The sequence below is a fragment of the Mycobacterium sp. OAS707 genome (genome assembly GCF_014873705.1).
Lineage (GTDB): Bacteria > Actinomycetota > Actinomycetes > Mycobacteriales > Mycobacteriaceae > Mycobacterium.
The window spans coordinates 1,892,366-1,910,091 of sequence record NZ_JADBDS010000001.1; the positions used below are offsets into that span (position 1 = coordinate 1,892,366).

At 64.6% G+C, this 17,726-nt stretch carries 11 protein-coding genes; 4 read left to right on the forward strand and 7 right to left on the reverse strand.

What is annotated here, in order from left to right; genetic code table 11:
- The first annotated feature begins 50 nt into the window (after nucleotides 1–50).
- Both GGC64_RS09470 and GGC64_RS35260 read left to right on the forward strand, forming a co-directional pair.
- A complete protein-coding gene (locus GGC64_RS09470) occupies nucleotides 51–623 on the forward strand; it encodes a dihydrofolate reductase family protein (protein WP_192722111.1) in 573 nt (190 codons plus the stop codon).
- Nucleotides 624–644: 21 nt separating this feature from the next.
- Entirely contained in the window at nucleotides 645–1,010 is a 366-nt protein-coding gene (locus GGC64_RS35260) for an ACT domain-containing protein (protein ID WP_192722112.1), read from the forward strand.
- Between the two features lie 52 nt (nucleotides 1,011–1,062).
- Here the strand turns inward: GGC64_RS35260 and GGC64_RS09480 are convergent, their stop codons facing one another.
- On the reverse strand, nucleotides 1,063–1,407 hold the full coding sequence (locus GGC64_RS09480; RefSeq protein WP_192722113.1) for a VOC family protein: 345 nt from the start codon (nucleotides 1,405–1,407) through the stop codon (nucleotides 1,063–1,065).
- A gap of 241 nt (nucleotides 1,408–1,648) precedes the next feature.
- On the opposite strand from GGC64_RS09480, the gene GGC64_RS09485 reads away from it, so the two are divergent.
- Nucleotides 1,649–2,107 carry an STAS domain-containing protein gene (locus GGC64_RS09485; RefSeq protein WP_192722114.1) on the forward strand — a complete coding sequence of 153 codons (459 nt, stop codon included), beginning with the start codon at nucleotides 1,649–1,651 and terminating at the stop codon, nucleotides 2,105–2,107.
- 110 nt (nucleotides 2,108–2,217) lie between these two features.
- Here the strand turns inward: GGC64_RS09485 and GGC64_RS09490 are convergent, their stop codons facing one another.
- Nucleotides 2,218–3,375, reverse strand: a complete 1,158-nt coding sequence (locus tag GGC64_RS09490) for a phosphatase PAP2 family protein (RefSeq protein ID WP_370582036.1) — start codon at nucleotides 3,373–3,375, stop codon at nucleotides 2,218–2,220.
- 67 nt (nucleotides 3,376–3,442) lie between these two features.
- Entirely contained in the window at nucleotides 3,443–4,195 is a 753-nt protein-coding gene (locus GGC64_RS09495; protein WP_192722115.1) for a deoxyribonuclease IV, read from the reverse strand.
- A gap of 336 nt (nucleotides 4,196–4,531) precedes the next feature.
- Here GGC64_RS09495 and GGC64_RS09500 point away from each other — a divergent pair, with 336 nt between their 5' ends.
- On the forward strand, nucleotides 4,532–4,906 hold the full coding sequence (locus tag GGC64_RS09500) for a hypothetical protein (protein WP_192722116.1): 375 nt from the start codon (nucleotides 4,532–4,534) through the stop codon (nucleotides 4,904–4,906).
- Nucleotides 4,907–5,310: 404 nt separating this feature from the next.
- Here GGC64_RS09500 and GGC64_RS09505 read toward each other — a convergent pair whose 3' ends face one another.
- From GGC64_RS09505 to GGC64_RS09520, 4 genes are all read right to left on the reverse strand, one after another.
- Entirely contained in the window at nucleotides 5,311–9,264 is a 3,954-nt protein-coding gene (locus tag GGC64_RS09505; protein ID WP_192722117.1) for a DNA-directed RNA polymerase subunit beta', read from the reverse strand.
- 57 nt (nucleotides 9,265–9,321) lie between these two features.
- A complete protein-coding gene (locus GGC64_RS09510; RefSeq protein ID WP_370582037.1) occupies nucleotides 9,322–12,807 on the reverse strand; it encodes a DNA-directed RNA polymerase subunit beta in 3,486 nt (1,161 codons plus the stop codon).
- A gap of 291 nt (nucleotides 12,808–13,098) precedes the next feature.
- The gene (locus GGC64_RS09515; protein ID WP_192722119.1) at nucleotides 13,099–15,918 is read right to left on the reverse strand and encodes an alpha/beta hydrolase fold domain-containing protein; all 2,820 of its coding nucleotides are present in this window, start codon (nucleotides 15,916–15,918) and stop codon (nucleotides 13,099–13,101) included.
- An 81-nt stretch (nucleotides 15,919–15,999) separates the two neighbouring features.
- Nucleotides 16,000–17,634: an alpha/beta fold hydrolase gene (locus GGC64_RS09520; protein WP_192722120.1), complete on the reverse strand. Its 1,635-nt coding sequence runs from the start codon at nucleotides 17,632–17,634 to the stop codon at nucleotides 16,000–16,002.
- Nucleotides 17,635–17,726: the final 92 nt, after the last annotated feature.

Below are 17,726 nucleotides of genomic sequence, written 5' to 3' on the forward strand. Positions count from 1 at the left end.
AATTCATGACCACGCGGTGGTCGCACCGTCGCGCAAATTAGGAGCACAACATGGGAAGCATCGTCGTCTTCGAAAACGTCTCGCTTGATGGAGTCACTCAGGACCCGACCGCTGACGAGGGCTTCAACCGCGAGGACTGGCGCGCCGGACTTGCGCTGACCGATCGCGAGGAATGGGCCAAACGCCTACTGGACGACGTGCTGGGCGCCGAGGTTCTGTTGCTGGGCCGCCGCAGCTATGAGTTTTTCGCCGCGCGGTATCCGTACCGTTCCGGTGAGTTGGCGGACAGGATGAACGTCCTGCCGAAATACGTTGTCTCCGCGACCCTTACAAAACCCGGCTGGAACAACTCGACGCTGTTAGGCGGTGACCTCGTAGACGAGGTCTTGAAGCTGAAGCACACGGTCAACGGCGAGATCCGCGTCTACGCCAGCTCGCAGCTGGTGCACACGCTGATCGAGCACGACCTCGTCGACGAGCTGCGGCTGGCGATTTTCCCGGTCGTAATGGGCGCAGGTGACCGCCTCTTCGACCAGACCAGCAACCCCAAACGTTTTCGACTCATCGATACCCACACTGTCGGTGACAGCCTCACCTACCTGACCTACCAATGTCAGACGTGATCGGTGTGCGACGATGCGGTGGTGTCAGGCGCGGAGCATCAGACGTTGCGGATGCTGGAGGGCCGATACGTACTGGAGCGGCTGGCATCCGACGTCGGGGCCGCGCGTGGTGGCGAGGTGCTCGCGCTCGTGCGCGGCCCTGACGGCGGAGCTTGCATGCGGCGCCAGGATGGGACCGACGATGCATGGGTGGCGCTCTGGAACGGCGACGAGGCCCACCCGCCGAACGCGACCGGCATGTTGGCTGCGGTCGTCGCGCCGCTCGCAGCAGGCAACGTGCCCGTCTGGGTCGCCGCCAGCTTCGACGGAGACATCGTGCTGATCCCCGCGGATCGGGTGGACGAGGCAGCTGAACTGCTGCGCCGGGCCGGCCACCGGGTTGTCTGAAGACCACGAATCCACAGCTCCCGCAGGTATTCTCGGCGCTTGGCCCGCCGGTTTATCGGGCGTTGGGCCGCCACACTCCGAAGCGGTTTCCCTGCGGGTCACGTAGATGGGCGAATTGCAGTGCGCCGTTGTCCGTGAACGGAACACAGACGGTGGCGCCCAGGCCTTCTGCCTTTTCGATGGCGACCCGCACGTCGTCGACCTGGACGTAGAAGATCGCCCACGCATCCCCGCCTGTGCTGCTGGTGTTCCAGACACCACCTTTGTCGTCATTGATCATTCGGTATTGGTCGTCGGCCGAACCGCCGACCTGCCAGCCGAACAGATCGCCGTAGAACGCTGTTGTCGCCGCCGAGTCGGGGGTGCCGATCTCGAAGTAGTTCACAACATTGGGCATGGTTGCCTCCTGTGATGATGGACGGTGCGCAACCCGTTATAGACCCAGCCACCGACAAGTCGATCTTTCCGAGGGGCGCCGCTGCGGGGCCAAAATATTTCCGCAACGAGGGCGCGATGGTGCGCGAGTTTGGGAGTAGCCTCAACCATGGTTGAGCTAGCAGCTGGGTTGCGGCCGATCAGGCTTTGACCGGCAGAGTCATCCGCCGTGACCCACACCTTGGGGACACAGGGGGTTCGCGATGCCGATTGCTCACACCGCCAGGTTGTATCGCTCGCAGCTGTCCGCTGCCGATGAATCTGCCGATGAATCGGAACGTTGCGGACGCGCCGCTCTTGCCCTGCGGCATCTGAGCGCAAGGCGACTGCTCATCACCGCAACCGGCGATCTGGACGCCACCAATGCCCGCAGCCTTGGCCGCTTCGTCGAGCGCAACACCGGCGTGTCCAAACAACTCGTACTGGACCTAAGCGACGTCGAGTTCTTCGGTACCGAGGCATTTGCCGCCTTGCACTACGTCAGTGTCCACTGCGCTCGCCATGACGTGGACTGGATGTTCATCGGCGACCGAATCGTGCGACGCATCGTTGGAATCTGCGATCCGCACGCAGAGCTTCCGCTCGCACAGGACATGGCCGCCGCGCTGGCCCGCCTCGATCACCTAGCCCACTGCCGGCATTCCGTCCAATCCGCTGGATAGCAGATCGCTGCCAGCCGGAAGCTGCCTCCGCGGGGCCATCGTTCGAACTGTTGCGCTGGCCTACAAGCGGTGCCAACCACCTCGACTCGCCAGGTCGGAACTCACGGCTCCTACGGCTGGATATCGATGCTGGCGTTGATAGCGCTGGCGCTGTTGTTGGTCTCGTTGTCGCCGAGGCCGCCGGTCGCGCGAAGGCCTGAAACGCTTATCGGTCGGTCCCTGCCGCGGCGCCGGCCCTCGAACCACCGAATCGCCAGCAGGACAATGCCGGCCAGCAGCCAACCTAGAAGAATGTCGACGACGTAGTGCTCGGCCGTGTAGACCAGCGTGAACGCCATCACGAGAACATAGGCCGCCAGCAGCGGTCGCCACTTACGCGCCACGCGAGTCCACAGGAACGCCGCGATCGCTGCGGTCAGGCCGGCGTGCAGGGAGGGGATCGCCGCCACGAGATTCACGCTCGCCTGGCCCTGGTCGATCAGCGCACTGGCAGTCTGCAGATTCAGCTTTCCCCAGCCCCGTCCGACGATCCGCTCAACCCAGTCGTTGGCGCCGTCGCGCGTCGAGTGCATGGCGCCGAGCAGGCCGCCGTCCGGCACGCCCCGCCCAGTGCGGAACATGCAGTCAGGGCCCGACGGGCCACTGGCCACGTCCGCGGCTGTGCATCGGGCCGCTGCCCACGGCGGTGCCGCTGGCAGCAGCGTGTAGATGACGAGCGCCGCGAACGACAGCCCGACGAAGAGCCGAACGAATGCCTTCCACTCCGCGCGATCGCGCAGCCAGAGCACCGCGGCGACTATGTAAGGAAGGATGAAAAACGACATGTAGACGGTGCTGATGACGATCTCCCACCACGGCGGGTAGGCCACCTTCAGCCGCTCCTGCAGCCACACCGTCGGGACCGTGCCGGCGAACATCCATCGATCCGCGTCGACCTGCCAGTGCCACATCGTCGGCCGCCCAACCAGGGTGGCCGCTCCCCTGCTCAGGTCGTAGGCGATGAGCACCAACGCGAATGGCAACCAGTCGCGGACTACATAGAGCATGCGGCGACCCTGACCGATGCTGGCCGCCAGCAGCCCGGTGCAGATGTAGAGCAGCAACAGTTCGCGGTTGAACGCGAAACCCGTTGTGACAGTGCGATATACGATGACTACGGCCCAGATCGCGACCGCGACGCGCCGAGTAATTGTCAGTCGACGCTCACGCGTTGGGACCGCATCCTCGGGGCGGACCAACGCAATTGGCGAGTCGTCAACTGCCGACACTTAATTCAGCGTAGTTCACCCTGGCGCCACCGCGGGTTAGATCATCGTTCGTTTATCGAACCGTGCTTCACCCGATGTTTTCGCGCAGGAACGCGATGTCGTCCTTACGGCCCTCGTCGGCAGTTTCACAGATCACCGGCGCGTCGGCGGCCTTGACCACCGCGACCAGCAGTTCGGGATCGATCTGTCCAGTGCCGAAATTCGCGTGCCGGTCCGCGCCCGACCCTGCGGCATCGCGAGAGTCGTTGCAGTGCACCAAGTCGATGCGGCCCGTGATACTCATGATCCGCTCGACGGCGTCGATCAGTTTTTCGCCTGCGGCCCACGCATGGCAGGTGTCGAGACAAAAGCCGATGCCCTTGTCCCCGATGTGGTCCCACAGTCGGGCGATGGTGTCGAAGTGCCGCGCCATCGCATGGTCGCCGCCCGCGGTGTTCTCCAGGTAGACCGCCACGTCGGTCTCGAGGTATTCCAGCGCCTTGCGCCAGCGCTCGAATCCGGCCTCCCAGTCGTTGTCGTCGGCGTGGCCGCCGTGCACGATCACCGCGGTCGCGTTGATCTCCGAGGCCGCGTCGCAGGTGTCCTGAAGGATCTTGCGCGACGGGATGCGCACCCTGTTGTTGGCCGAGGCCACGTTGATCAGGTACGGAGCGTGCACGTACAGCGGCATCTTCGACGCCTTCAGCACCTCCGCGTCCTCGCGGGGTTTGGGCTTCTTCCAACTCTGCGGATTGCCGAGGAAGAACTGCACCACGTCGGCGCCGTCCGCGTCCGCCGCGGCCAGGGGATCGTCTTGATGGACGTGGGAACCAATGAGCACGGGGTCGAGTCTAGTGAGGCGGCCCGACACTGCCGCGCGGCCGACGGCACGCCCAGGTAGGCCGAGGTACACCTGCAAGCTCAATTTAAATCTTCAACTATTCCCGCTATTGTCTGCAACGGTAATTAATGGCTTGACATTTGATCGCTGAAGCAAATATTCAATTTTCAATTGATATCAAGAATATCGCACTGAAGTTCCTAAATTGTTGCTCGCATATCAAACGGCGGAGCGGTACCGTTATATCGCGACAGTTGGACTACAGAAAGTAGGAACCCAATTACTACCTGAGCAGCCCTCTGCCGTTTCTTGATATCGACACAACGGGGAGGAATCATGACTGCAATAAGACAGGTCGTAGGCGGTCTAAGCGGCATTGCTCTCGCTGGCGGCATAGCGGTCGGGGCAAGTGTGGCGCTCGCCTCATCGGCGCACGCAACATGTGCGGATCTGGGCGGAACGTTCGCAGGTGGCAAGTGCACAGTCGTCACCGGCGGTACCACGACAGTCACACCGATCGCCGGCCCCTCGGGGAAGGTAAACGAGAACAATCCCTGGACGGAGACGGTGACGACGCCATCGACGGTAGACGTGTACCACGGCAATGGCCCCGGGGCGCTCATCAGCAGCACCCCCACCGGGGGCAGTACGACGATCGCCAACCCCGGCGGCCACGAGGTCGGCAGCGTGCCGGGCGGGGGCGCGCCGTAGGCCTCCGCGAAGGTAGCGCCTGCGTGCGTGCCACCGGCGGAGGGCCGACAATTGAACTTGGAAATATCGGCCTGCGAAATTAACAATTGGCATTGCCGAGGGTCGTAATTATCGCTGACGAAGATTAGTTTGGCTGGGTATTCGCGCTCTAAACCAGCCTTATTATTCACGCCTGCGAAAATAGCGACACCCTACGGCGCAAACAAATGCACGCCTAAATCCGGCTATCCCAAGTGGTCCAACGTGCCCTCAGACTGTGCCGAATTGGGGATGCCAGACTCGTCGAGATCAGACTTATGACACGCGTCGTCCGTGCCTTGACTCTGATCTCGACAGCGCGGGTAAGCGCAACGAAAAAGCCCCCGCACTCGGCGGGGGCTTTCTCGTTGTACTAGCGACGGTGACTACCGGTAATCCGAGTAGCCGTAATCGTCCAGCGGCACGGCGGCACCGGTGGCCTGGCCGAAGTCCGGGCTGTAGTACTGATCCTCGTAAGACGGGATCGTGTACGCAGCGGCCCTGGCCTCTTCGGTCGGCTGCACCTGGATGTTGCGGTACCGGTTGATGCCCGTGCCGGCCGGGATCAGCTTGCCGATGATCACGTTCTCCTTGAGACCCATCAGCTTGTCGCTGCGGCAGTTGATCGCCGCATCGGTCAGCACTCGAGTGGTCTCCTGGAACGACGCCGCCGACAGCCACGAATCGGTGGCCAGCGACGCCTTGGTGATACCCATCAGCACCGGGCGACCCGCCGCGGGCTCGCCGCCCTCGGCAACCACCCGACGGTTCTCGGATTCGAACTCGGACCGCTCGGTCAGCGAACCGGGCAGGAACTCCGTGGCACCCGAATCGATGATCGTGACGCGACGCAGCATCTGCCGGACGATCACCTCGATGTGCTTGTCGTGGATCGACACACCCTGAGCGCGGTAGACCTCCTGGACCTCCTTGACGAGGTGGATCTGCACCTCGCGGGGGCCCTGGACACGCAGCACCTCGTGGGGGTCGGCTGAGCCTTCCATCAGCTGCTGGCCGACCTCGACGTGGTCGCCGTCGGACAGCAGACGCTCGGTGCCGTCCTCGTGCTTGAACACCTTCAGGCGCTGACGACGAGAGAGCTTGTCGTACACCACTTCTTCGCCACCGTCGTCGGGAACGATGGTGATCTTGTAGAAGCGCTCACCCTCTTCGAGACGCACGCGCCCGGTGACGTCGGCGATCGGCGCCTTGTCCCGCGGCACACGAGCCTCGAACAGCTCCTGCACGCGAGGCAGACCACCGACGATGTCTCCACCGCCGGTAACGCCACCCTGGTGGAAGGTACGCATGGTCAGCTGCGTGCCGGGCTCGCCGATCGACTGCGCGGCGACGATGCCGACAGCCTCGCCGATGTCGACGAGCTTGCCCGTCGCCATCGAACGGCCGTAACACATTGCGCAGACACCGGTTCCGGTGGTGCAGGTCAGCACGGAGCGGACCTTCACCTCGGTGATGCCGGCGGCCAACAGCGCATCGATCGCCGGATCACCGAGATCGTGACCACGCTCGACGACGACGTTGCCCTTCGAATCGACCGCGTCCTGCGCCAAAGTGCGCGCATAGGCGGATGTCTCGATGTGCTGATCGCGCACCAGCGCCTTGTCCTGCAGCTCCGCAAGCGTGACGTTGATGCCGCGCTCCGTCTCGCAGTCGGTCTCGCGCACGATGACGTCCTGGCTGACGTCCACCAGACGACGGGTCAGGTAACCCGAGTCGGCGGTACGAAGAGCGGTGTCCGCCAGACCCTTTCGGGCGCCGTGGGTGTTGATGAAGTACTCCAGCACCGTCAGGCCCTCACGGAACGAGGACTTGATCGGGCGCGGGATGAACTCACCCTTCGGGTTGGTCACCAGGCCCTTCATGCCTGCCAGCGTCCGCGTCTGGGTGAAGTTACCCGTCGCACCGGAATCCACGATCGTGATGATCGGGTTGTCGGCCGGGTAGTGCGACCGCAGCGCCTCACCGACCTCTTCGGTGGCCTTCTGCCAGATCTTCACCAGCTCGCCGTTGCGCTCCTCATGGTTGAGAGCACCACGCTGATACTGCTTTTCGATCCGGTCGGCTTCGGCCTCGTAGCGCTCGAGGATCTCCTGCTTCTCCGGCGGCACGATGACGTCGGCCATCGAGACCGTGACACCCGAACGCGTGGCCCAGTAGAAGCCGGCGTCCTTGAGCTTGTCGACGGTCTGCGCGACCACGATCATCGGGTAACGCTCGGCCAGATCGTTGACGATGCGCGCCTGCACCTTCTTGTGCATCTGCTCGTTGACGAACGCATACCCAAGCGGGAGCAGCTCGTTGAACAGCACGCGGCCCAGCGTGGTCTCGGCTGTCCATGCGTCGCCCGGCTTCCAACCCTCGTCGCCGAAGAGCTCGGCTTCGATGTCGGCAGGCGGACGCAGCTGCGTCAGCCGCACCCGGATCTTGGCGCGCACGCTCAGCGCGCCGCGGTCCATCGCCATGATGGCCTCGGCCGGCGAGCTGTACACGCCCGACTCCGGCTTGTCCTTGGCCGCGGCCACGAATTCGCCGGTGTCACCGGGGACCTCGGTGGTCAGGAAGAACAAACCGGTCACCATGTCCAGACGCGGCATGGCCAGCGGGCGGCCCGACGCAGGCGACAGGATGTTGTTGGACGACAGCATCAGGATGCGGGCCTCGGCCTGCGCCTCCGCGCTCAGCGGAAGGTGCACGGCCATCTGGTCGCCGTCGAAGTCGGCGTTGAAGGCCTCACACACCAGCGGGTGCAGCTGAATTGCCTTGCCCTCCACCAGCATCGGCTCGAAAGCCTGGATGCCGAGGCGGTGCAGCGTCGGCGCGCGGTTCAGCAGCACCGGGTGCTCACCGATGACCTCTTCGAGCACGTCCCACACCTGCGGGCGCTGACGCTCGACCATCCGCTTGGCGCTCTTGATGTTCTGCGCGTGGTTCAGGTCGACAAGGCGCTTCATCACGAACGGCTTGAACAGCTCCAGTGCCATCAGCTTGGGCAGACCGCACTGGTGCAGCTTGAGCTGCGGACCGACCACGATGACCGAACGGCCGGAGTAGTCGACGCGCTTGCCGAGCAGGTTCTGACGGAACCGGCCCTGCTTGCCCTTCAACAGATCCGACAGCGACTTCAGCGGACGGTTGCCCGGCCCGGTGACGGGCCTGCCGCGACGGCCGTTGTCGAACAGCGCGTCCACCGACTCCTGAAGCATGCGCTTCTCGTTGTTGACGATGATCTCGGGCGCACCGAGGTCGATCAACCTCTTCAACCGGTTGTTGCGGTTGATGACACGGCGGTACAGGTCGTTGAGGTCGGAGGTGGCGAACCGGCCACCGTCGAGCTGCACCATCGGTCGCAGCTCCGGCGGGATCACCGGAACGGCGTCGAGCACCATGCCCAGCGGCGAGTTGGTGTTCGACTGGAACGCCGCAACCACCTTCAGGCGCTTGAGAGCACGAAGCTTCTTCTGGCCCTTGCCGTTACGGATGGTGTCGCGCAGGCTCTCGGCCTCGGCGTCGATGTCGAAGGTCTCGATGAGCTTCTTGATCGACTCCGCGCCCATGGCGCCGGTGAAGTACTCGCCGTAGCGATCGACGAGCTCGCGGTAGAGCACCTCGTCGACGATCAGCTGCTTGGGAGCCAGCTTGGTGAAGGTGTTCCAGATCTCCTCGAGCCGGTCCAGCTCACGCTGGGCGCGGTCGCGGAGCTGACGCATCTCACGCTCGCCGCCGTCGCGGACCTTGCGCTTGACGTCGGACTTGGCGCCCTCGTCCTCGAGCTCCTTCATGTCGGCTTCGAGCTTCTGCGCCCGGGCCTCCAGGTCGGCGTCGCGCTGATCCTCAACGGCCTTGCGCTCGACGGCCATCTCGGCCTCGAGCGTGGACAGCTCGTTGTGGCGCATCTCGTCGTCCACGCTGGTGATCACGTAGGCGGCGAAGTAGATGATCTTCTCGAGATCCTTCGGCGCCAGGTCCAGCAGGTAGCCAAGGCGCGACGGAACACCCTTGAAGTACCAGATGTGCGTGACGGGCGCGGCCAGCTCGATGTGGCCCATCCGCTCACGACGCACCTTGGCGCGGGTCACCTCGACGCCGCAGCGCTCGCAGATGATGCCCTTGAAGCGGACGCGCTTGTACTTGCCGCAGTAGCACTCCCAGTCGCGAGTCGGTCCGAAGATCTTCTCGCAGAAAAGGCCGTCCTTCTCCGGCTTCAATGTGCGGTAGTTGATGGTTTCCGGCTTCTTGACCTCACCGAACGACCAGTTGCGAATGTCGTCGGCGGTGGCAAGACCGATCCGGAGCTCATCGAAGAAGTTGACGTCTAGCACGTAACTCCCTTTCCCCTTTCGGGATTAGTAACCAATAGCGCTGCGGCTCCGCCGCAATTACGCAAGATCCTCGACAGAAGCAGATTCGTTGCGCGACAAGTTGATTCCCAGGTTCGCGGCAGCGCGCTCCAGGTCCTCGTCGTCGCCGTCGCGCATCTCGATCGCTGCACCGTCACTGGACAGCACCTCGACGTTCAGGCACAGCGACTGCAATTCCTTGAGCAGCACCTTGAACGACTCCGGAATGCCCGGCTCGGGGATGTTCTCGCCCTTGACGATCGCCTCGTACACCTTGACCCGGCCGACGGTGTCGTCGGACTTGATGGTCAACAGCTCCTGCAGCGTGTACGCCGCGCCGTAGGCCTGCATGGCCCAGCACTCCATCTCACCGAACCGCTGGCCACCGAACTGCGCCTTACCGCCCAGCGGCTGCTGGGTGATCATCGAGTACGGGCCAGTGGAGCGGGCGTGGATCTTGTCGTCCACCAGGTGGTGCAGCTTCAGGATGTACATGTAGCCAACCGTCACCGGGTACGGGAACGGTTCACCACTGCGACCGTCGAACAGCTTCGCCTTGCCGTCCTCGTCGACCAGCGTCTCACCATCGCGGCTCGGCAGCGTCGATGCCAACAGACCCTGAAGCTCGGCTTCACGGGCACCGTCGAACACCGGTGTCGAGACAATGCTGTTCGGCTCGACGTCCAGCATCTCCTCGGGCAGGTTGGCAGCCCACTCCGGAGAACCGTCGATCTTCCAGCCCGCCTTGGCCGCCCACCCGAGGTGGGTTTCCAGGATCTGACCGATGTTCATACGACGCGGCACACCGTGGGTGTTCAGGATGATGTCCACCGGAGTGCCATCGGGCAGGAACGGCATGTCCTCGACGGGCAGGATCTTGCCGATGACACCCTTGTTGCCGTGGCGTCCGGCGAGCTTGTCGCCGTCGGAGATCTTGCGCTTCTGAGCGACGTAGACGCGGACCAACTCGTTGACGCCCGCGGGCAGCTCGTCGTCGTCCTCGCGGGAGAACACCCGGATGCCGATGACCTTGCCGGACTCACCGTGCGGCACCTTCAGCGACGTGTCGCGGACCTCGCGCGCCTTCTCACCGAAGATCGCGCGGAGCAGCCGCTCCTCCGGGGTCAGCTCGGTCTCACCCTTCGGGGTGACCTTGCCGACCAGGATGTCGCCGTCGCGGACCTCGGCGCCGATGCGGACGATGCCGCGCTCGTCGAGGTCGGCCAGCACCTCATCGGAGACGTTCGGGATGTCCCGGGTGATCTCCTCGGCGCCCAGCTTGGTGTCGCGGGCATCGATCTCGTGCTCCTCGATGTGAATCGAGGTGAGCACGTCCTCTTCGACCAGGCGGTTGGAGAGGATGATCGCGTCCTCGTAGTTGTGGCCTTCCCACGGCATGATCGCCACGAGCAGGTTCTTGCCGAGCGCCATCTCACCGTTCTCGGTGCAGGGGCCGTCGGCGATGACCTGACCCGCCTCGACACGCTGCCCGGCGTCCACGATCGGACGCTGGTTGGCGCAGGTGCCGTGGTTGGAGCGGGCGAACTTGCGCATCCGGTAGGTGTGCCGGGTGCCGTCGTCGGCCATCACGGTGATGTAGTCAGCCGAGACCTCTTCGATGACGCCGGCCTTGTCGGCGACGACGACGTCACCGGCGTCGATCGCGGCGCGCAACTCCATACCGGTGCCGACCAGCGGGGCCTCGCTGCGGACCAGCGGAACCGCCTGGCGCTGCATGTTGGCACCCATCAGGGCACGGTTGGCGTCGTCGTGCTCGAGGAACGGGATCATCGCGGTCGCGACCGAAACCATCTGGCGCGGCGAGACGTCCATGTAGTCGACCTCGGTCGACGAGACGTACTCGACCTCGCCGCCCTTTCGACGAACCAGGACGCGCTCCTCGACGAAGCGGCCGTTGGCGTCGATCGGCGAGTTGGCCTGCGCCACAACGTGGCGGTCCTCCTCGTCGGCGGTCAGGTACTCGATGTCGTCAGAGACCACACCATCGTTGACCTTGCGGTACGGCGTCTCGATGAAGCCGAACGGGTTCACCCGCGCGTACACCGACAGCGAGCCGATCAGACCGATGTTCGGGCCTTCCGGCGTCTCGATCGGGCACATGCGGCCGTAGTGGCTGGAGTGCACGTCGCGGACCTCGAGGCCGGCGCGCTCACGGGACAGACCGCCAGGGCCCAGCGCCGAAAGGCGGCGCTTGTGGGTCAACCCGGACAGCGGGTTGTTCTGGTCCATGAACTGCGACAGCTGGCTGGTGCCGAAGAACTCCTTGATCGCCGCCACGACGGGACGGATGTTGATCAGGGTCTGCGGCGTGATCGCCTCGACGTCCTGAGTCGTCATGCGCTCGCGCACGACGCGCTCCATGCGGGACAGGCCGACCCGGATCTGGTTCTGGATCAGCTCGCCAACGGTGCGCAGACGACGGTTGCCGAAGTGGTCGATGTCGTCGGTCTCCACCGGGACCTCGACACCGCCGGGCACCGTCATCGAGGTCTGGCCCTCGTGCAGGCGCACCAGGTACTCGATGGTGGCGACGACGTCCTCTTCGGTCAGCGTCGAGCTGGTGATCGGCTGCCCGGCGTTCAGGCCCAGCTTCTTGTTGACCTTGTAGCGGCCCACCCGGGCCAGGTCGTAGCGCTTCTCCTTGAAGAACAGGTTCTCCAGCAGGGTCTGCGCGGACTCCTTGGTTGGCGGTTCGCCCGGACGCAGCTTGCGGTAGATGTCCAGCAGCGCCTCGTCGGTGCCTGCGGTGTTGTCCTTCTCCAGCGTCCCCATCATGATCTCGGAGAAGCCGAAGCGCTCGACGATCTGCTCGTTGGTCCAGCCCAGCGCCTTCAGCAGCACGGTGACCGGCTGACGACGCTTGCGGTCGATGCGCACACCCACGGTGTCGCGCTTGTCGACGTCGAACTCCAGCCACGCACCGCGACCGGGGATCACCTTGACGCTGTGCAGCGTCTTCTCGGTGGACTTGTCGATGGTCTCGTCGAAGTACACGCCAGGCGAGCGGACCAGCTGGGACACCACGACACGCTCGGTGCCGTTGATGATGAAGGTGCCCTTCTCGGTCATCATCGGGAAGTCGCCCATGAAGACCGTCTGGCTCTTGATCTCACCGGTGTTGTTGTTGATGAACTCCGCGGTGACGAACAGCGGAGCCGCGTAGGTCATGTCCTTGTCTTTGCACTCGTCGACCGGAGCCTTGACCTCGTCGAAACGCGGGTCGGAAAAGCTCAGCGACATCGAGCCGGAGAAGTCCTCGATCGGCGAGAGTTCGGCGAGCACCTCTTCGAGGCCGCCGACCGGATTGACGTCACCGCGGGCCTTGGCCTTTTCGCGCCACGAGTCGGACCCGACCAGCCAGTCGAACGACTCGGTCTGAACGTCAAGTAGCCCCGGAACCTCGAGAGGCTCACGGAGCTTGGCGAAAGAAACTCGGTTGGGTGCTCCGGGGACGGAGTTATTGGGATTAGCTACTGCTGACTTGGATTGGCGGGACCCTGCCAAGATGCATCCTTCCAGCACCTCATGCGACTTTCGGTGACCACAAAGGATTGAGTGGCCTGTCCTGTAGTCGCTATCTGCGTCGGTTTGGCTGGCCTCTCAGGACCACAAACTCCCCGAACGCACGGCACGCGACTAGATCACTGAGCGGGGCTCAGGCTAGGACATCGGTGTCAGGTGCGGGTTTAGGTGGGCAGGATGCAGCCAGCGCAACGTCCAACAGTACCGCAGGACGGCGTATTCCTCAACCACTGCATGCAAAAGTAACCGGGCGCTGGCTGGCGACTCGATCTTTCACACCTTTTTCATACATCGCTGCCCAACAGATTGGCCCGTCGAACCCTTTCCGTCAAGAGATAGCGCCGTGTCGGCTGTGGAGTTTTCGGTTAATTCTGGGTTTGCGGCGGCGCTGAAGGTCGACGAAGGATCTTCGGCGCACACCGCGAAGTTCTTGAGCAAGAGAGTCGACCGCAATGCCGCGTCCACGATCAGATCGACGATCGTCAACTTGGGCGCGGGCGTCGGCAGCACATGGGCTTGGGCGCCATCGGTGCCCGGGATGTCGACCGTCGACCCCAGTGCGCCGTAGACGCCGGTGTGCGTGCCCTCGTAGAAGTCGTTGATCCAGCCCTGCGCGATCACCTGGACGGCCTGCACGTTCTCCGGACGTGAGAAGCCCAGGCCCGCTATCTGGCCTCCGATCAACACGAGCGGGTTGTGCGTCTGCAGCGCGTCCGAGTGCATCCCGTTGACGAGTTCGACACCGACGAATTCGCCCGGCCGGGCGGCCACCAGGGCCCGGTTCATCGCGCCCTTCGAGTTCAGAAAGTTCGGCGCCGCAGAGATGGTGTACACCGGGATGTCGTCGGGAATCTTCGTGAGCCCGCGTTCGATCGCTCCGCCGATCGGAGAGGTGTCCAGCAGGATCACGCCGGCCAGGTTGTGGTCCTCGGCATCGGGCGCGAACTCCTCGAAGTATCCCGCCGCGCCGCCCACCAGCTGTCCACCGCCCGAATGGCCAACGAGCACGAATCGCTCCGGCAGCGCGTCACCCTCGAAACCGGCCGCCTTCGCGCTTGCGAGCAGGTCGGCGCGGTCGCCCAGGAACAACTTGGCCACCGCCGCATGCATCGGATCGCCGCCGAGGTGGCACGCGTAGCAGTCGAGGAGGTTCCCAGAAATAGAGGTCGCGACAACGATCGCGTTGTTGCGCTCGGCCAACTCTGCGGCCGTGTAGTCATATTCGGCGGCCGAACCCGGGAAGCCGTGCTGGAAGTAGATGAGCCGCGTCGGCGCCTCTTCCGTATCGGGGAAGTACCAGTCGGCATCCACGGTGTAGCCGGGACCGCAATCGAGGTCCACCGTCGACCGTTGCACCCGCACGGTGCTGCCCGGCGGAACCTGCGGCGGGCCTGCGACGGCTCTCTCGAACGCCTGGAAAAGCCCGAACGCAAACGAGCCGACGACGTTGATCAATGTCGGTCGGCCCGGAATCGCTTGAGCCACTTGTGGTTCCGTGACACTTAGGGGGGCGTCCTCGGTGAGCCCGAGCTGACGGTAGATGTCGGGACGAACCGCCGCTGACTGGGAAAAACCAACCGGCGGCGAGCCGAGGGCCGGCCAGTCGTGGATCAGCCCCGTTCCGACCACCACCGATATCGGGGCGCCTTCGTCGACTGCGCGCTGGTGCAGGAGCAAGGTGTCGGGATACAGGATCTCCCGCTCCCCGACGTAAATCGTGGTCGGAGGCAGCGCCTCGAGAATCTCGGGCTCGAAGAACAGCGGACTGACGAGTGGATCCCGCAAATCGGTGATGCCGTCGAACCAGTGGGACTTCCATACGTCCTTGGCGTTGTCGACATCGAAGATCGGATCGTCGACATTGCGGATATCCGGGTTCGACAACGTGGAGTCGATCGACCCGGATATCAGCACCATGCTCGACGGGATCGGCTTTCCGGCGAGCAACAGTTGCCGGACGGCAGAGATTGCGATGGTGCTGCCCGCCGAGTCGGCGTAGAGGCTGACGTTCTCGGCTCCGTGCGACTCGATCTGGCCCGAGACGAAGTCGGCCGCCTCAGGGATGACAACGGTGGCCCGTCCCGCTTCCGTGGTTGCCAGCGGGTACAGCGGCACGACCACCGTGGCGCCGGTCTCGCGCGCCATGTTCGTGTAGTCGAGCCAGTTCAAGACATTCGGTTGGTAGATCCACCCGCCGCCGTGGAAGGCGACCACCGTCTTGCCGGTCGGGTCGGCCGGCTGGAACTCCCACACCCGCCACTGCGCGCCGTCCTCGGCAGTCCACACCGTGCGCTGTGTGTCCAAGCCGAACGTCAAGAAGAACGGCGGTGTGCCGGTGGCCATCACCCTGCCAAGGACGGCCTGCACACTCACACCGGTCACCTTGCTGACGAAACTCATCGCGTCTTGGAACATCAGGCTGATGCGGTCGGAGAAGTTAGGTGGCGGCGTGTAGGTCAGCGAATTCTCAACGGGTGCAACCGCTTCCGCCACCGACGGCGACACAGCGCCCGGCTCGAATTCCCGCCGCGCCGCTGCCGCCAACGTCCACACTGGCGGCTGGGCACCCGGCGCGTTCGGTGTCGTGCTCGCGCCGAACGGCTTCAGCAGCGTGGTGACCGCCGAGGACACCGCCGTCGCGACGCTTTCGACGACGGTGGGCTTGCTGGGCGCTGTTGGCGTGGCGGTGGGCGTCACCGCGACGTTGTCGACGCTGACCGCGGGATCCGGGTCGGTCGCTTTCGTCGTCGTCGTCTTCGTGCCGGTGGCGTTGGCCGCAGTCGACGCGGCAGGTGCCCGGCGGACATGAACCCGCGGCGGCGTGTGTTGCCGTCTGATGTGGTGATTGTCGCCGTCGGCCTTACCAGAGGTCGCGGGCTTTTCCTCGTCGAGCTTCTTCGGGTCTTCGGGTGGCTTCGTGTTCGAATCGCCTTGGCCCTCAGCGGCTTTCGTCGAGTCCGACGTCGTGGTGGTACCGCCGCCGTCGGCGCCGTCACCGTCGGCGAGTGCCACGCCTGCGCCCACGAGGGCTGCAGCCGAAACGCCGGCAGCCACGACGCCCGCACTCATCCACGCCAAGAACTGGTTAGCCATGCCCGCTCCCACCTCGACCGCAGCAAACGATAGCCCGAGTGCCGTCACCGGTGGGGCGGTTTACACAAACCGCTGAAGACGTCAGGCCGCGACGGGCTCCTGAGTGGGCTCGGCCTTACACGCCGGTTCGACCGGGCCGCACGTCGGTTCGAACGTGAAAAAGCCGTTACCCAGGGCAACGAACGCCTGAAGCGGGTTCAATATGAATGGCTTGGTGAGCGAATTGGGCAGCGCCACCGCCGTTGCCGGACCCGCGGAAGTTTGGATCGTGACGGACTCGCCGGCGTCCACGTAGATGCCCTTGTCGTGGTTGCCAGCGAACATGTCATTGACCCAGCCGACCATCAGGACCTGCGCGGCCGCCACATTCTGCGGCTTCGAGAAACCCGAAGCCAATTGTTGCGAGAACTGGATCAGCGGGTTGCCGCCCCGCATCGAGTCGACATGGGAGCCGCCGACCAGCGTGACCCCGATGAACTGATCCGGGCGCGCCGCGAGCAGCGCCTCCGTGCCGACGCCGAACTGGTTCCAGAAGTACTTCGGCGAGGCGAGTTGGTAGATCGGGATGTCGGCGGGCACCTTCTTCAGCGACGCCGCCGCCGTGCCGTCCAAGGGGACCCCGTCGAGCATGACGACCCCGGCGAGCCTGTCGACGGAACCGTTGTCGGCCATGTAGCCGGCGGTGCCCGCGACGAGGCCGCCGCCGAGCGAGTGGCCGACCAATACGACCCGGTCGGGAATGGCGCCGGTGTACCCGGCGGCCAGCGCGCTGTCGGCCAGCGCCGTGTTGCCGTCAGCGAACAGGTTCGCGACCGTCTGCTGCATCCGCGGCGCGCCCAGCCAGCAGGCGTCGCAGGACAAGAAGTTCGACGTGATGGTCGGTGCGACGACGATGCTGTTGGTCTGCTCTGCGAGCGCGGCCGCCGTGTGGCTGTACCACGGGCCGCTGGCCAAAAAGCCGTGCTGCAGATAGATCAGCCGCGTCGGCGGTTCGGCGCTGTTCGGGATGTACCAGTCCGCGGGCACGTCGTAGCCTTTCGCGCAGTCGAGCCGCAGCGTCGAGCTGTGCACGGTCACTGTGCTGTTCGGCGGAAGAGTCGGCGGTCCGCCGACCAACCTGGTCGCAAGGCCGTACAGGTTGAAGACGAGCGTGCCGATCGCGCTGAGCAGACCCGAGAACGGTGGCGTTGTCGCCGTGGACGTCACCGCCGCACGGCGCGGTGCCGCGAACGCGACTGCGGCTGTCTTCGGCGCCGGGGCGGGTTCCTCGATGGCAGGCGTGGATACCGGCGCGACGTCGGCCACGGATTCGACAGCCGACTCTGCGGGTTCTGTGGCTTTCTCTGACTCTGGTTCGTCGGCCGCTTTCTTGGCCGTCTGCTTCGCCGCGGGCTTGTGCCCGACGGTTGTGCGCTTGGCGGGCTTGGTCTCGGCCTTCTCTGCGGTATCCGAACCCTTGGATTCCTTGACAGTCGCCGGCTCTTCGTCGGCGGGTTTCGCGTTGGGCTCGGCCTCGTCCCTGCCCGGCTTCTCGCTAGCGGCGCCCGAATCTTCTTTGTTTTCAGTCGGTTTCGCCGACTCCGACGAGGTAGCACCGTTGGCGGCCGAGCCGTCACCTTCGTCGGCGATCGCCACGCCCGCCCCGGCGATCATCGCCGCCGCCACGCCAGCGGCCACCATCACCGCGCCCAACCACGCCGAGAACCGGTCCGTCACGCGCGTCTCCTGTCGTTGACGGCGCAAAGGTAACGCGCAGGGCGGGTTGACGGAGGCGTTTATTTCAAATGCAGGCGGCCAGTCGGCGGCGG

What these genes read in the sequence shown, in the direction of transcription:
- GGC64_RS09500 (WP_192722116.1), top strand. Translation starts at nt 4,532, where the DNA reads ATGACTGCAATAAGACAGGTCGTAGGCGGTCTAAGCGGCATTGCTCTC.
- GGC64_RS09470 (WP_192722111.1), top strand. Translation starts at nt 51, where the DNA reads ATGGGAAGCATCGTCGTCTTCGAAAACGTCTCGCTTGATGGAGTCACT.
- GGC64_RS09480 (WP_192722113.1), bottom strand. Translation starts at nt 1,407, where the DNA reads ATGCCCAATGTTGTGAACTACTTCGAGATCGGCACCCCCGACTCGGCG.
- GGC64_RS09485 (WP_192722114.1), top strand. Translation starts at nt 1,649, where the DNA reads ATGCCGATTGCTCACACCGCCAGGTTGTATCGCTCGCAGCTGTCCGCT.
- GGC64_RS09515 (WP_192722119.1), bottom strand. Translation starts at nt 15,918, where the DNA reads ATGGCTAACCAGTTCTTGGCGTGGATGAGTGCGGGCGTCGTGGCTGCC.